Source organism: Amycolatopsis sp. NPDC049252 (assembly GCF_043197175.1).
Taxonomy (GTDB): Bacteria; Actinomycetota; Actinomycetes; order Mycobacteriales; family Pseudonocardiaceae; genus Amycolatopsis.
Genome location: NZ_JBICSQ010000142.1, coordinates 1 through 13,927, shown reverse-complemented (window position 1 = coordinate 13,927; position 13,927 = coordinate 1). Strand labels below are relative to the sequence as shown.

The 13,927-nt window shown below is 72.4% G+C and carries 15 protein-coding genes and 1 pseudogene; 13 read left to right on the top strand and 3 right to left on the bottom strand.

All coding sequences use genetic code 11. The annotated features are described in order from the left end of the window. Positions 1-81: 81 nt before the first annotated feature. Positions 82-2,190, bottom strand: a complete 2,109-nt coding sequence (locus tag ACGFMK_RS47535) for an elongation factor G-like protein EF-G2 (protein ID WP_392778222.1) — start codon at positions 2,188-2,190, stop codon at positions 82-84. Between the two features lie 135 nt (positions 2,191-2,325). On the opposite strand from ACGFMK_RS47535, the gene ACGFMK_RS47530 reads away from it, so the two are divergent. From ACGFMK_RS47530 to pdxS, 3 genes are all read left to right on the top strand, one after another. Next, positions 2,326-3,768, top strand: a complete 1,443-nt coding sequence (locus tag ACGFMK_RS47530) for an FAD-binding oxidoreductase (RefSeq protein ID WP_392778220.1) — start codon at positions 2,326-2,328, stop codon at positions 3,766-3,768. Between the two features lie 30 nt (positions 3,769-3,798). Next, on the top strand, positions 3,799-4,782 hold the full coding sequence (locus tag ACGFMK_RS47525; RefSeq protein ID WP_392778217.1) for a DUF5937 family protein: 984 nt from the start codon (positions 3,799-3,801) through the stop codon (positions 4,780-4,782). 90 nt (positions 4,783-4,872) lie between these two features. Continuing rightward, complete coding sequence (gene pdxS, locus ACGFMK_RS47520) at positions 4,873-5,793, top strand: pyridoxal 5'-phosphate synthase lyase subunit PdxS (RefSeq protein WP_392778215.1); 921 nt, start codon at positions 4,873-4,875, stop codon at positions 5,791-5,793. Between the two features lie 4 nt (positions 5,794-5,797). Here the strand turns inward: pdxS and ACGFMK_RS47515 are convergent, their stop codons facing one another. Further along, positions 5,798-6,361 (bottom strand): helix-turn-helix domain-containing protein, encoded by a 564-nt coding sequence (locus ACGFMK_RS47515; protein ID WP_392778213.1) that lies wholly within the window; start codon positions 6,359-6,361, stop codon positions 5,798-5,800. Between the two features lie 68 nt (positions 6,362-6,429). Here ACGFMK_RS47515 and ACGFMK_RS47510 point away from each other — a divergent pair, with 68 nt between their 5' ends. From ACGFMK_RS47510 to ACGFMK_RS47490, 5 genes are all read left to right on the top strand, one after another. Then, positions 6,430-7,122 carry an AzlC family ABC transporter permease gene (locus ACGFMK_RS47510; RefSeq protein ID WP_392778210.1) on the top strand — a complete coding sequence of 231 codons (693 nt, stop codon included), beginning with the start codon at positions 6,430-6,432 and terminating at the stop codon, positions 7,120-7,122. Further along, positions 7,122-7,442, top strand: a complete 321-nt coding sequence (locus ACGFMK_RS47505) for an AzlD domain-containing protein (protein WP_392778207.1) — start codon at positions 7,122-7,124, stop codon at positions 7,440-7,442. The genes ACGFMK_RS47510 and ACGFMK_RS47505 overlap by 1 nt, the downstream gene beginning before the upstream one ends. Before the next feature lie 230 nt (positions 7,443-7,672). Further along, positions 7,673-8,293, top strand: a complete 621-nt coding sequence (pdxT, locus tag ACGFMK_RS47500; RefSeq protein ID WP_392778204.1) for a pyridoxal 5'-phosphate synthase glutaminase subunit PdxT — start codon at positions 7,673-7,675, stop codon at positions 8,291-8,293. 41 nt (positions 8,294-8,334) lie between these two features. Continuing rightward, entirely contained in the window at positions 8,335-9,090 is a 756-nt protein-coding gene (locus ACGFMK_RS47495; RefSeq protein WP_392778201.1) for a YebC/PmpR family DNA-binding transcriptional regulator, read from the top strand. 137 nt (positions 9,091-9,227) lie between these two features. Beyond that, positions 9,228-9,779: a DUF4262 domain-containing protein gene (locus ACGFMK_RS47490; RefSeq protein WP_392778199.1), complete on the top strand. Its 552-nt coding sequence runs from the start codon at positions 9,228-9,230 to the stop codon at positions 9,777-9,779. A gap of 12 nt (positions 9,780-9,791) precedes the next feature. Here the strand turns inward: ACGFMK_RS47490 and ACGFMK_RS47485 are convergent, their stop codons facing one another. Then, on the bottom strand, positions 9,792-10,232 hold the full coding sequence (locus ACGFMK_RS47485; RefSeq protein ID WP_392778196.1) for a cupin domain-containing protein: 441 nt from the start codon (positions 10,230-10,232) through the stop codon (positions 9,792-9,794). Positions 10,233-10,306: 74 nt separating this feature from the next. Between ACGFMK_RS47485 and ruvC the strand changes: the two genes are divergently transcribed. The 5 genes and pseudogenes from ruvC to ACGFMK_RS47460 form a co-directional block, all read left to right on the top strand. Further along, positions 10,307-10,972 carry a crossover junction endodeoxyribonuclease RuvC gene (ruvC, locus tag ACGFMK_RS47480; RefSeq protein WP_392778193.1) on the top strand — a complete coding sequence of 222 codons (666 nt, stop codon included), beginning with the start codon at positions 10,307-10,309 and terminating at the stop codon, positions 10,970-10,972. Then, the gene (ruvA, locus tag ACGFMK_RS47475) at positions 10,969-11,562 is read left to right on the top strand and encodes a Holliday junction branch migration protein RuvA (protein ID WP_392778191.1); all 594 of its coding nucleotides are present in this window, start codon (positions 10,969-10,971) and stop codon (positions 11,560-11,562) included. The genes ruvC and ruvA overlap by 4 nt, the downstream gene beginning before the upstream one ends. Positions 11,563-11,571: 9 nt before the next feature. Then, positions 11,572-12,645 carry a Holliday junction branch migration DNA helicase RuvB gene (ruvB, locus tag ACGFMK_RS47470; RefSeq protein ID WP_392778188.1) on the top strand — a complete coding sequence of 358 codons (1,074 nt, stop codon included), beginning with the start codon at positions 11,572-11,574 and terminating at the stop codon, positions 12,643-12,645. A 120-nt stretch (positions 12,646-12,765) separates the two neighbouring features. Further along, on the top strand, positions 12,766-13,203 hold the full coding sequence (gene yajC / locus ACGFMK_RS47465) for a preprotein translocase subunit YajC (RefSeq protein WP_392778185.1): 438 nt from the start codon (positions 12,766-12,768) through the stop codon (positions 13,201-13,203). Between the two features lie 219 nt (positions 13,204-13,422). Further along, positions 13,423-13,927: pseudogene (locus tag ACGFMK_RS47460) on the top strand (protein translocase subunit SecD); the annotation flags it as partial.

The following is a 13,927-nucleotide window of genomic DNA, read 5'->3' as shown; positions in this document are numbered from 1 at the left end:
CGGGCCGGCCTTTGGGCGGTTTCTACATTCCCTGGCGGTGTGGCGCCCGCGGGGGTCGGCGGTCCGTCCGGCTCGGTACGGCTAGTGCACCGCCATTCCTTCCGGCACCGGCTCGAAGCGGGCGTGGCGGCGGCTGAACGTCGCCGTGCCCGAGGTCATCGAGCGCAGGTCGATGAGGTAGCGCAGCAGCTCGGTCGCCGGGACCTCGGCCTTGATCACCGTCCGGCCGCCGTCGCCGGCTTCCGTGCCCAGGACGCGGCCGCGGCGGGAGGACAGGTCGCCGAGCACCGTGCCGAGGTGCTCGTCCGGCAGCCGGATCGCCACCTCCTCCAGGGGCTCGAGCATCGTGATGTGCCCGGTCGCCGCGGCCTCCCGCAGGGCCAGCGCGCCGGCGGTCTGGAACGCCGCGTCGGAGGAGTCGACGCTGTGCGCCTTCCCGTCGACCAGCGTCACCTTGATGTCGACCACCGGGTGCCCGTCGCCGAGCCCGCGCTGCAGCTGGGCCCGCACGCCCTTCTCCACGCTCGGGATGAACTGGTGCGGCACCGAGCCGCCGACCACCTTGTCCACGAACTGGAAGCCGCCGCCGCGCGGCAGCGGCTCGACCTCGATGTCGCAGACGGCGAACTGGCCGTGCCCGCCGGACTGCTTCACGTGGCGGCCGTGGCCCCGGGCGAGCTTGCCGAACGTCGAGCGCAGGCTGACCTTCACCGGTTCGGTGTCGACGTCGGCGCCGCCCGCGCGCAGCCGGGACAGCACGACGTCCGCGTGCGCCTCGCCCATGCACCACAGCACCAGCTGGTTGGTTTCGGCGTTGCGGTCCAGCCGCAGCGTCGGGTCGCCCGCGACGAGCCGGGACAGGTTGCGGGCCAGCGTGTCCTCGTCGCTGCGGGTCTTGGCGACCACCGCCACCGGCAGCAGCGGTTCCGGCATCGTCCAGGGTTCCATCAGCAGCGGCTCTTCGGGCGAGGACACCGTGTCGCCGGTCTCCGCCGAACCGACCTTCGTCAGCGCGCAGAGGTCGCCCGCGACGCAGTAGGGCACCTCGCGCAGGTTCGCGCCGAGCGGGGAGTAGAGGTGCGCGACGCGCTCGTCGGCGTCGTGGTCCTCGTGCCCGCGTTCGGCGAGCCCGTGCCCGGACACGTGCACCGGACGCTCCGGCCGCAGCGTCCCGGAAAACACCCGGACGAGGGAAACCCGGCCGACGTAGGAGTCGACGGCCGTCCGGACGACCTCCGCGGCGAGGGGGCCCGCGGGGTCGGCGGTCAGCCCGGCGTGCGGGTCGCCCTCGGGCGTGGTGACGTCGGGCGGGTTGTGCTCGAGCGGGGAGGGGAAGGCCCGCACGATCCCGTCCAGCACCTCGGCCAGTCCGGTGCCGGTGGTCGAGCAGACCGGGATGACCGGGTGGAACGTGCCGCGCGCGACGGCGGTCTCCAGATCCGCGATCAGCGTCTCTTCGGCGATCTCCTCGCCGCTGAGGTAGCGGTCCATGAGGGTCTCGTCTTCGCTCTCGGCGATGATCCCTTCGATCAGCTGGTTGCGGGCCTCGGCCAGGCGTTCGAGGTCGGCCGGGTCCGGTTCGCCGATCTTCGGCGGGTGCCCGGCGGAGTAGTCGAAGTACCGCTGGGTGATGAGCCCGACCAGGCCGTCGCCCGCGGGCAGGTACAGCGGCAGCACGCCGGCGCCGAAGGCGGCCTGGCAGGCGGCGATCTCGGCCATCGGGTCGGCCCGGTGGTGGTCGAGCCGGGAGACGACGACCGCGCGGGGCATCCCGACCGCCGCGCACTCCTCCCACACCGCGACGGTCGCCGCGTCGACCCCTTCGGCCGCGCAGACGACGAACAGCGCCGCGTCGGCCGCCCGCAGGCCGGCCCGCAGCTCCCCGACGAAGTCCGCGTACCCCGGGGTGTCGATCAGGTTGATCTTGTGGCCCTGGTGCAGCACCGGGGCCACCGAAAGGCCCACCGAGCGCTGCTGGCGGACCGCCGCCGGGTCGTGGTCGCACACCGTCGTCCCCTCGACCACCGAGCCCGCGCGCGACACCGTGCCGGACGCGGCGAGCAGGGCCTCGGTGAGGGTCGTCTTCCCCGAGCCGGACGGGCCGACGAGCACCACGTTGCGGACCTTGGCGGGGTCGTCCACAGCGACGGCGGCCCCGGTGTCGGCGTTCTTGGCTTGCCTGTCGGCCATGACGACTCCTCGGCGAACGGCTGATGTACGGGATGTGTCCTCGATCACACACCCGTTACCCTGGTCACGGCAAGGCGCGGGTCCCGGGACCAGCCGAATGCCCGGGGGAGCGGGGCGAGGGGGAGTTTGGTGACCGTGAAAAGGCGTACTTTCCTGCGGATTTCGGGGGCCGTACCGGTGGCTGGACTGGCCGGCGGGCTGCCGGGAGACGAGTGGGACCGGCTCCGCCGGAAGCTGGCCGGACCGCTGTTCCGGCCGGGTGATCCGGGTTATCCGGAGGCGAAGCAGGGCTTCTTCACGATGTACGACCACCGGATGCCCGCAGCCGTCGTCGGCGCCACGCGAGTCGAGGACGTCCAGGCGGCCGTGACCTTCGCGGCCCGGCACGACCTGCCGATCGCGGCGCGCAGCGGCGGCCACAGCTATCCCGGTTATTCCACAGTGGACGCCGGGATCGTGGTCGACCTCAGCCGGTTCTCGGGGGTCGGCGTCCGGCCGGACGGGCGCGCGGTGATCGGCGTCGGCGCGCTGCTGGGCCCGATCGCCACCACACTCGCCGCGGCCGGGCGGGTGCTGCCCGCCGGCAGCTGCGACACGGTCGGCATCGCCGGCCTCGCCCTCGGCGGCGGGGTCGGCGTGCTGGACCGCAAGTACGGGCTGACCTGCGACCACCTGGAGGCCGCGCGGATCGTCACGGCGGACGCCCGGGTGCGCACCGTTTCGGCCACTTCGGAGCCGGACCTGTTCTGGGCGCTGCGCGGCGGGGGCGGCGGCAACTTCGGGATCGTCACCGAGTTCACGTTCGCGACCGTGCCGATCGCCGACGTCGCCACCTTCGAGCTGCACTTCCCGGTGGGCACCCAGACCGCGCTGCTCGCCGCCTGGCAGGAGTGGCAGCCGGCGATGCCGGACGAGCTGTGGTCCGGCATGGGGCTCGCGGCGGGCGAGGCGTCGCTCAGCGGCACGTTCCTCGGCCCCGAGTCACGGCTGAAGGAGCTGCTCGACGACCTGATCCGCCGCGTCGGCACGCCGCCGGCCGGCGGCGGGCAGCGGGTGCTGGACCACCTGAGCGCGATGCGGACCTTCGACGACCACGACGCCCGGCCGGGTGCGGTCGCGGCCCGGGCGGCCTACGTCGGGACGTCGCGGATGCTCACCCGCCCGCTCGGCGACCCGGGCGCGGTGGTCGACGTGCTGACCCGGGACCCGCGCGTCCGCACGATCGTCGACTCGGGCGGGGGCGCCATCGCGCGCGTGGGCGTCCGGGAAACACCGTTCCCGCACCGGAAGGCCCTGGCCAGCCTCCAGTTCCTGCACGGCGCCGAGCCCGAGAACGGCGGCGAGGCCGGCGCCCGGCGTTCGCTTGCCGCCGTGCGCGACGGGCTCGGGCCGGAGTTCGGCACCACCGGGTACGCGAACTACCTCGACCCGGAGATGCCGGACTGGCCGGTGGCCTACTACGGGGTGAACCTCCCGCGGTTGCGGGCGGTCGCCCGCAAGTACGACCCGCGAGGAATTTTCGCTTTCCCGCAAGGACTTTCCCCGCTCGACTCGACTGTCCACAAGGGATCGTCCTAGACTGCGACGGTCCCGGCAGGAAGGCAGCGCGTGCTCGACCTGGCATTCTCCACAGAGGACCTGGCGCACACCCGGTTCGCGTTCTCACCCGCGTGGGAGATCGTGGCGAGCGTCCGCGTCCTGAACCAGCCGGGGGAGCACGCGCTGCACCTGCCGTGGGTCAAGCGCGCCACGGCGGCACTCGACGAGGCCGGGCTGGACATCTCGCTCCTGCGCGAGCTGGTCCCCGTCCGGCACCTGCCGGGTTTCCTGGCGGGCACGCCCTCGACCCCGCTGCCGGAGCTGGCCGACGAGCTCGCCGACCTCCGCGACGTGCCCGCCCGCGTCGTCCGGCGCGAGGTGGACGCGATGGCCGTGCCTCGCTCGCCCGCGCTGAACCGCTTCCACCGCGACCCGGAAGCGGGTCTCGAGCGGCTCGCGACGCTGATGGAGGCATACTGGGACCTCGTGCTGGCGCCCGACTGGCCCCGGATCCGCGCGCTGCTCGAGGCCGACGTGCTGCACCGGTCGCGGCTGCTGGCCCGCGGCGGGGCCGCCGAGCTGTTCAACGACCTCACCCCGATGGTCCGCTGGCAGGGCGGCACGCTCTCGGTGGCGCACCGGCACCTGCACGCCGCCGTCCCGCTCGACGGGCGCGGCCTGGTGCTGGTGCCCTCGGCGTTCGTCTGGCCGCGGGTGTTCTCCAAGACCGACCCGCGCTGGCAGCCGGTGCTGCGGTACCCACCGCGCGGGATCGCGACGCTGTGGGAGACCGGCACGGCCACCGCGCCGGGCGCGCTGGCCGCCGTCGTGGGGCGCGGGCGGGCCATGCTGCTGGCCGAGCTGGCCGCGCCGGCATCCACCTCGGAACTGGCCCGCCGGACCCGGCTCAGTGCCGGGGCGGTGTCGCAGCACCTCGGCGTGCTCAAGGCCGCGGGCCTGGTCAGCGGGCATCGTGCCGGACGTCACGTGCTCTACGTGCGGACCCGGGCCGCGGAGGTGCTGGTCGGCGGCGTGCCCGAAGTGGACTGCTGAGATACCCGCGTACTGGCCTGCCTGAAGGGTCCACCGCCGACCTACGCTCGGAGTCGTCACCCCCTGTTCTTCTTGTGGAAAGGCCCCGCCGTGTCCGAGCAGCAGACCACCTCCAGTGGCACCGTCCAGTCCGTCACCGGCACCGCCAAGGTGAAGCGCGGCATGGCCGAGATGCTCAAGGGCGGCGTGATCATGGACGTGGTCACCGCCGACCAGGCGAAGATCGCCGAAGACGCCGGCGCGGTCGCGGTGATGGCGCTGGAGCGCGTGCCCGCCGACATCCGCGCCCAGGGCGGTGTCGCGCGGATGAGCGACCCCGACCTGATCGACGGCATCATCGAGGCCGTCTCGATCCCGGTGATGGCGAAGGCGCGCATCGGCCACTTCGTCGAGGCGCAGGTGCTGCAGTCCCTCGGCGTCGACTACGTGGACGAGTCCGAGGTGCTTACCCCGGCCGACTATGCCAACCACATCGACAAGTGGGCGTTCACCGTCCCCTTCGTTTGCGGCGCGACCAACCTCGGCGAGGCCCTGCGCCGGATCACCGAGGGCGCGGCGATGATCCGCTCCAAGGGCGAGGCCGGCACCGGCGACGTCTCGAACGCCACCACCCACATGCGCCAGATCCGCGGCGAGATCCGCAAGCTGACGTCGCTGCCGGAGGACGAGCTGTTCGTCGCGGCGAAGGAGCTGCAGGCGCCGTACGAGCTGGTGCGCGAGGTGGCGCAGGCCGGCAAGCTTCCGGTGGTGCTGTTCACCGCGGGCGGCATCGCCACCCCGGCCGACGCGGCGATGATGATGCAGCTCGGCGCCGAGGGCGTGTTCGTCGGCTCCGGCATCTTCAAGTCCGGCAACCCGGCCCAGCGCGCCGAGGCGATCGTCAAGGCCACGACCTTCTACGACGACCCGGACGTGCTGGCGAAGGTCTCGCGCGGGCTGGGCGAGGCCATGGTCGGGATCAACGTCGAAGAGCTGCCGGAGCCGCACCGCCTCGCCGACCGCGGCTGGTGACCTCCTAGATGTATTCGGAGATCTCGACGCCGTAGGTGCCCGGCTCGAGGGCTTCGAAGATGTGCGGGACGTCGCCCGGGTAGGCGATGTAGTCGCCGGGGAGCAGCTCCTCCGGTGCCTCCAGCACGCCCACCCTGGCGCGTCCGGCGCACAGCACGATGTGCTCCATCACGCCGGTCATGTGCGGGTCGGACCGCCGCGGCGTGCCCGGCTCGGCGCGGATCAGGTAGATGTCGCGCCGGGCCGAGGGGGGACACGCCGACAGCAGCGTGCACGCGTAGTCGGCGTGTTCGGCGAACACCGTGGGCCCCTTGCCCGCCCGGATCACCCGGACCTTCGGCCGGTCCGGCTCCACCAGCCGCGAGAACGGCACGTCGAGCGCGACGCCGAGCGCCCAGAGCGTCTCGACGCTGGGGTTGCCGGTGCCGGACTCCAGCTGTGAGAGCGTCGATTTCGCCAGGCCCGCGCGGCGGGCCACCTCGGTCAGGGACAGGCCCGCGCGGTTCCGTTCGCGGCGCAGCGACGCCGCGATGATCTCCAGCGGCGCGCCGGTGGTTTCCTGCGACATGCCGTTCGCTCCATCGGTCTGTACGTTCGCCTTGACGAACACGGGGGCCTGTGTTCACCATAGAACACATGCGTTCGATATGGCGAACACTCGACCGGGCTCTCGCCCGGGACATCGGCCTGGTCTGCTTGGCCGATTGTCTCGTGGGCGTGTCCTACGGCGCGATCGCGGTGGGCTCCGGCTTCCCGATCTGGGCGCCGATGCTGATGTCCCTGCTGGTCTTCGCGGGGGCGTCCCAGTTCATGTTCATCGGGATCGTGGCCTCCGGCGGCAACCCGTTCGCGGCGGTGCTGGCCGGGCTGCTCGTCAACGCGCGGCACCTGCCGTTCGGGTTCGCCCTCGGCGACGTCCTCGGCAGGCGGTGGGGCGCGCGGCTGGCCGGCAGCCACCTGATGATCGACGAGTCGGTGGCGTTCGCGCTGGCCCAGGAGGAGACGCAGCGGCGTCGCGCGGCCTACTGGGCCTGCGGCATCGGCCTGTTCGCCTGCTGGAACACCGGCGTCGTCATCGGGGCGTTCGCCGGCACCGCGATCAGCGACACCGGCGCGTTCGGGCTGGACGCGGCGTTCCCCGCCGTCCTGCTGGCGCTGGTGCTGCCGTCCCTGCGCGACCGCGCGGCGCGGCTGCCGGTGCTGCTCGGCGTGGTCGTCGCCCTGGCGACGGTGCCGTTCCTGCCCGCCGGGCTGCCGGTGCTGCTCGCCCTCGTGGGCGTGCTCGCCGGCGTCGCGGCGCGCGAACCCGAGAAGCAGGAGGTCGGCTGATGGACGGCACCGAACTGGTCATCGGCACGGTCGTGCTGGCCCTGGGCACCTTCGCCTTCCGCCTCGCCGGTCCGGTGCTGCGCGAACGGGTGAAACTGTCGCCGAAGGCCGAACGGCTCATGGTGCTCGGCGCGGTCGTGCTGCTGGCCGCGCTGGTCGCGGTCAGCGCGTTCACCGAGGGGCACTCGTTCGCCGGGTTCGCCCGGCCGGCCGGCGTCCTGGTCGGGGGAGTGCTGGCCTGGCGCAAGGCGCCGTTCGTGCTGGTGGTCGTCGCGGCCGCCGCGACGGCCGCGCTGCTGCGCCTCGCCGGGGTCCCCTGACCCGCGGCCGCGGCGCGCTGGTGCCCGGTCGCCGGCGCCCCAATGTGGCGTTCGGTGCTCCATCCGTGCCCCCGCCGCCACCTTCAGCGGCGCCGCTTCGCGCCGCAGTGCCTATTCAACGCACCCAACGCCACATCGGGGCGCTCCGGGGCCGGGGCGCGGGCTGACCTGCCGCTCCGCCGCGGCGGCCCTGCGTCTAGGCTGGTGGGAAGGGTCTTTCGGGAGGTTGGGTGTCGTCCAAGCCGGTCGTCGGTGTGCTCGCCATGCAGGGCGCCGTGCGCGAGCACGTCGCGATGCTGGAAGAGGCGGGCGCGCGGGCGATCCCGGTGCGCCGGGCCACCGAGCTGTCCGAAGTGGACGGTCTGGTGCTGCCCGGTGGCGAGTCGACCACGATGTCGCGGTTGCTCGAGACGTTCGAGCTGCTGGAACCCCTGCGGGAGCGGATCGCCGGCGGGCTGCCCGCGTTCGGCTCGTGCGCCGGGATGATCCTGCTGGCGCGCCAGACCCTCGACGGGCGGCCGGACCAGCAGCAGCTCGGCGGGCTCGACGTGGTCGTCCGGCGCAACGCCTTCGGCAGGCAGGTCGACTCGTTCGAAGCCGACCTCGACTTCGCCGGGGTCGGCGGTGGCGGCGTGCACGCGGTGTTCATCCGGGCCCCGTGGGTCGAGAAGGCCGGTGACGGCGTCGAGGTGCTGGCCACGGTCAGCGGCGTCCCCGGCCTGGGCGAGGAGACCGCTAGGATCGTCGCGGTCCGGCAAGGGGCGGTGCTGGCGACCGCGTTCCACCCGGAACTGACGCCCGACGTGCGGGTGCACCGGCTGTTCGTCGACCTCGTGCGACAGGCTGCCTGAGACGCGGTGCCCGGCCGGGGTACGGAACAGATGGAGGAGAGATGAGCGGCCACTCCAAGTGGGCCACCACGAAGCACAAGAAGGCCAACCTCGACGCGAAGCGCGGCAAGCTCTTCGCTCGGTTGATCAAGAACATCGAGGTGGCCGCGCGGACCGGCACCGGTGGTGGCGACCCGGACGGCAACCCCACGCTCTACGACGCCATCCAGAAGGCGAAGAAGAACTCGGTCCCGCAGGACAACATCGAGCGGGCCCGCAAGCGCGGTGGCGGTGAAGAGGCCGGCGGCGCCGACTGGCAGAACATCACGTACGAGGGTTACGGCCCCAACGGCGTGGCGGTGCTGATCGAGTGCCTCACCGACAACAAGAACCGCGCCGCGATGGAGGTCCGCACCGCGCTCACGCGCAACGGCGGCTCCCTCGCCGACCCGGGCTCGGTCGCCTACATGTTCAACCGCAAGGGCGTCGTGATCATGCCCAAGGGCGACGCGACCGAGGACGACGTCCTCATGGCGGTCCTCGACGCGGGCGCCGAGGAGGTCAACGACCTCGACGAGAGCTTCGAGATCGTTTCGGAGGGCGGCGACCTGGTCCCGGTGCGCAAGGCACTGCAGGAGGCCGGGTTCGAGTACGAGTCGGCGGAGATGACGTTCCTCCCGACGGTCAGCGTCCCCCTGGACGCGGACGGCGCGAAGAAGGTCTTCAAGCTGATCGACGCGCTCGAGGATTGCGACGACGTCCAGAACGTCTACGCGAACTTCGACGTTTCGGACGAGGTGCTCGCCGAAGTCGGCTGACGACGAACGCAAAAGAAATGCGCCGCGGTGGCAACGCCGTGGCGCATTTCTTTTTTCCTTGTCCCGCAACGCATTCCGGCCGCATCCGGCAACTTTCCGGTCCCGGGTACTGGGCGTCGGCGGACTCGTCAGGCAGAATGTGCGCCGTGACCTCGACGACGCCCGCCGCATCCGCCGAACTCACCGCCGACCTGACGGCGGACGAGCAGCGCCTGCTCGAATGGATCGAGACGCAGGCGAAGGAACGCGGGAACGCCGTCGTCACGGTCGCCGGTGACGACGAGGGCGCCGGCTACTGCTTCACCGCCTGCGCCTGGGCGCTGCACAACGTGCCCGAGGCCGTCGTCGTGGGGCTGCCCGAGGAGATGGGCCAGGTCCTGCTCGACGCGTACGTCGACCGCGCCGCCAACGGGGAGATCTTCGAGGTCGGCCGCCGCTACGACGACTTCTTCGACGGCGTCCCGGTGGTCCTCGAGCGGGTCGCCAAGGGGCACTACCCCGAGTACTTCGGCACCGCGTTCCTCATCTACCCGGACGGCGACTTCCCGGCCCTGCAGCTGATCGTCGCCACGCCGGAAGGCAAGTTCCCGTGGCACCCGGACGCGCCCGAGGGCTTCGACCGGTGGCAGCTGGTGCTCACCGAGAGCGGTGACCCCGAGAGCTGGACCCCGGGCGTCGACGGCCCCTGAGGCGGCTCTGATTCAGAACTTCCGCAGGTCGGCGGCCGCTGACGGGTACTCCGCAGCGAGGTCGGCCGCCGTCGCGAACTCCACGCTGTCGTCGGTGTAGGGCGGCACCACGACCGTGCCCAGCAGGCTCCACGCGCCCAGCGTGACGGTCGCCTGCCAGGTCCCGGCGGGCACCACGACCTGCGGCCGCTGCCCGGCCGCGACGTCGGTGCCGAGCACCGGCCGCTCGACCGAGCCGTCCGGGTGCAGCAGCAGCATCGCGGCCGCCGCGCCCGCGTGGTGCGCGTACACCTCGACCCGGTCCAGCCGGTGCGGCGCGGAGAACTCGGGCGCGACGAGCAGGTAGTAGATCGCGGACCCGGCGGCCGAGCGCCAGCTCTGCGCCCACCGCCCGCCCTCCACCGGCAGCGGCTGAAGGCCCAGGTGGGTGACGAAATCGTAGGGCTGCGGCATGTCAGCCATCCTGCCGCAGTGGCGCCCAGTAGCCTGCAAGCTCGAACTGATGTTCGCGGCGGGAGGACAACAGCGTGCGGGTGCTCGGGGTCGACCCCGGTCTGACCAGGTGCGGCCTGGGCGTGGTCGACGGCGGCAAGGGCCGGGTCGTCCGGTGCGTGGCCGTGGACGTCGTGCGGACACCGCCCGACGCGGATCTCGCCCACCGCCTGCTCGGCATCTCCGACGAGGTCGAGCGCTGGATGGACCGGTACAAGCCGGCCGCGGTCGCCGTGGAGCGGGTGTTCGCGCAGCACAACGTCCGGACGGCGATGGGCACCGCGCAGGCGGGCGGCGTCGTCGCGCTGGCCGCCGCGCGCCGGGGCCTGCCGGTCGTGTTCCACACCCCGAGTGAGGTCAAGGCCGCGGTCAGCGGTTCGGGCCGGGCGGACAAGGCCCAGGTCACGGCCATGGTCATGCGGCTGCTCAACCTCGAGGTCGCGCCGCACCCGGCCGACGCCGCGGACGCGCTCGCGCTCGCCATCTGCCACCTGTGGCGGGAGCCGATGCGGGCCCGGCTCGCCGAGGCCGAAGCCCGCGCGGCCGAGATGGCCCGCACGCACAAGGCGCGGCTGGCCGCGGCCGCGAAACAGGCCACGGTCCGCAAGCCCGTGGCCAAGAAACTCCCCGTGAAGAAACCCCTAGCGAACAAGCCCGCGGTGCCGAGTCCCGCGGTCGAGAACCCTGGAGCAGCACGATGATCTCGTCGGTACGCGGAGAAGTCCTTTCGGTCGCCCTGGACCACGTCGTGGTCGAGGTCGGCGGGGTGGGCCTCGCCGTGCAGGCCACCCCGGCGACCCTGGCCACCCTGCGCCGCGGTGAGGAGACCCGGCTGCACACCGCGCTCATCGTCCGCGAGGACTCGCTGACCCTGTTCGGGTTCGCCGACGCCGACGCGCGGGAGCTGTTCGGCCTGCTGCAGACGGTGTCCGGGATCGGGCCGCGGCTGGCGCTGGCGACCCTCGCCGTCCTCGACCCCGACAAGCTGCGGGGCGCGCTGGTCGAAGGCAACATCACCGTGCTCACCTCGGTGCCCGGCATCGGCCGCAAGGGCGCCGAGCGGCTCACCCTGGAACTGCGCGACAAGGTCACCGCGCTCGGCTCCGGCGACGCGCCGGCCGTCAGCGCGCCCGGCGCGTTGCGCGCGGAGGTCGTGGAGGCGCTGGCCGGGCTCGGGTTCCCGGCGAAGCAGGCCGAACAGGCCGTGGACAAGGTCCTCGCCGACGGTGACGGGCACACGACGTCCAGCGTGCTGCGCGCCTCGCTGGCCACCCTCGGCCGGAAGCGGTAGGGCGCCTTGATGGACCATGAGGCCGTGACCGAGGAAGAGGACGACGCCCTCTCGGCGTGGGCCCAGAGTGGTGACGGGGACATCGAGGGCACGCTCCGGCCCCGGAAGCTCGACGAGTTCATCGGCCAGCCGCGCGTGCGCGAGCAGCTGGAGCTGGTGCTGGAGAGCGCGCGCCGCCGTGGCGTGCCCCCCGACCACGTGCTGTTCTCCGGGCCGCCCGGGCTGGGCAAGACGTCGATGGCGATGATCGTCGCGGCCGAGCTGGGCGCGGCCATCCGGATCACCTCGGGCCCGGCCCTGGAGCGGGCCGGCGACCTGGCCGCGATGCTATCCAACCTCGCGCCCGGTGACGTCCTGTTCATCGACGAGATCCACCGGATCGCCCGGCCCGCCGAGGAGATGCTCTACCTGGCGATGGAGGACTTCCGGGTCGACGTCGTGGTCGGCAAGGGCCCCGGCGCCACGAGCATCCCGCTGGAGATCGCGCCGTTCACGCTGGTCGGGGCGACCACCCGGTCCGGCTCGCTGACCGGGCCGCTGCGCGACCGGTTCGGCTTCACCGGCCAGATGGAGTTCTACACCGACACCGAGCTGGACCTGGTCGTCCGCCGCGCGGCGACGATCCTCGACATCGCGATCGACCGCGACGCCAGCGCGGAGGTCGCCGGCCGCTCACGGGGCACGCCGCGGATCGCGAACCGGCTGCTGCGGCGTGTCCGCGACTACGCCGAGGTGCGGGCCGACGGCAAGGTGACCGTCGAGATCGCCCGGGCCGCGCTGGCCGTCTACGACGTCGACGAGCTGGGCCTCGACCGGCTCGACCGGGCCGTGCTCACCGCGCTGACCAAGTCGTTCGGCGGCGGGCCGGTCGGCATCTCGACGCTGGCGGTGGCCGTGGGGGAGGAGGCGACGACCGTGGAAGAGGTGTGTGAGCCCTACCTCGTGCGCGCCGGTATGCTCGCCCGCACCCCGCGTGGCCGGGTCGCGACCGCGACCGCGTGGGAACACCTCGGCCTGGTGCCGCCCGCCGACCACCCGGGGCGCCCGGACCAGGGCGGACCGGCGTCGTTCGAGCAGGACTGAACGGCCCGGACCGGCGGGTGGGTGCTGGCCTCCGCGCCGGTACCTGGCACACTTGACAGGAGCACACACCCAAAGAAACGGACATTTCGGCTGGGCCCGTTGTCCGTCGAACGGAGAATCATGCAAAGTCTATTGCTGCCCCTGCTGCTGGTGCTCGTCCTCGCGGTGCCGCTGATCATGAGCTCGCGCAAGCAGAAGAAGCAGCAGGCGGCGCAGCAGGACCTGCAGAACAGCCTGGCGCCCGGTGACCGCGTGATGACCACTTCCGGTCTTTACGGCACCGTCGCCGACACCTCGGGTGACAACACGATCGACATCGAGATCGCCCCGGGCGTCGTCACCACCTGGCTGCGGCTGGCCGTCCGCGAGAAGGTCGAGCCCGTTGTCGAGACCGACGAGGACTCCGTCGACGAAGAGGTCGTGACGCCGGTGACGCCGGTGACGTCCTCGGACGCGCCGGCCGAGGAGTCGATCATCCAGTCGGGCAACGGCATCAAGGACGACGAGCCGCAGACGACCGCGCAGGTCGCGCCGCCGCTGGAGCACGGCAAGAAGTAAGGCCCCTCGCGGCATCCCCTGGGCAGGGGGCGAAACCTCCGACGAAAGTCGGTATGGCCGCAACGCCGGGCTCACGCAGCACCGAGTAGTGTCTCGGTGCTGCGTGCGTGTCCGCCGTCATACCCGTGCCCGGGAGTGAATCGCACACAGTCCCGGCCCGGAAACCTCCGGGCGGGCACCGCTACGCCTGCGTAACCAGTCCGAGGAGACCGATCCACCGTGGCATCATCGGCCGGGCATCTCCGCCCGGGACGCTATCTCGCCTTCTTCGCCCTGATCGTGATCGTGCTGTACGGGCTGGTGTTCCTCACCGGTAACCACAAGCCGACCCCGAAGCTGGGCATCGACCTGCAAGGCGGCACCCGGGTCACGCTCACGGCCCGTACCCCGGACGGTGGCCAGCCCACCCGGGAATCCCTGAACCAGGCGCGCCAGATCATCGAGCGGCGTGTCAACGGGATCGGCGTCAGCGGCACCGAGGTGCTCCTCGACGGCAACAACGTCGTCATCACGGTCCCCGGCGAGCAGGGTGACCAGGCGAAGAACCTGGGCAAGACGGCGAAGCTGGGCTTCCGCAAGGTCGTCGCGAACGCGACGCAGCCGGTGGTGCCCCCGCAGACGACCCCGCCGCCCGCTTCGGGCACCCCGAGCACGCCGCCCGCCTCGGGCACGCCGTCCTCGGGCGCGCCGTCGGCCACGCCGACGGCCGGGAAGTCGAGCACCC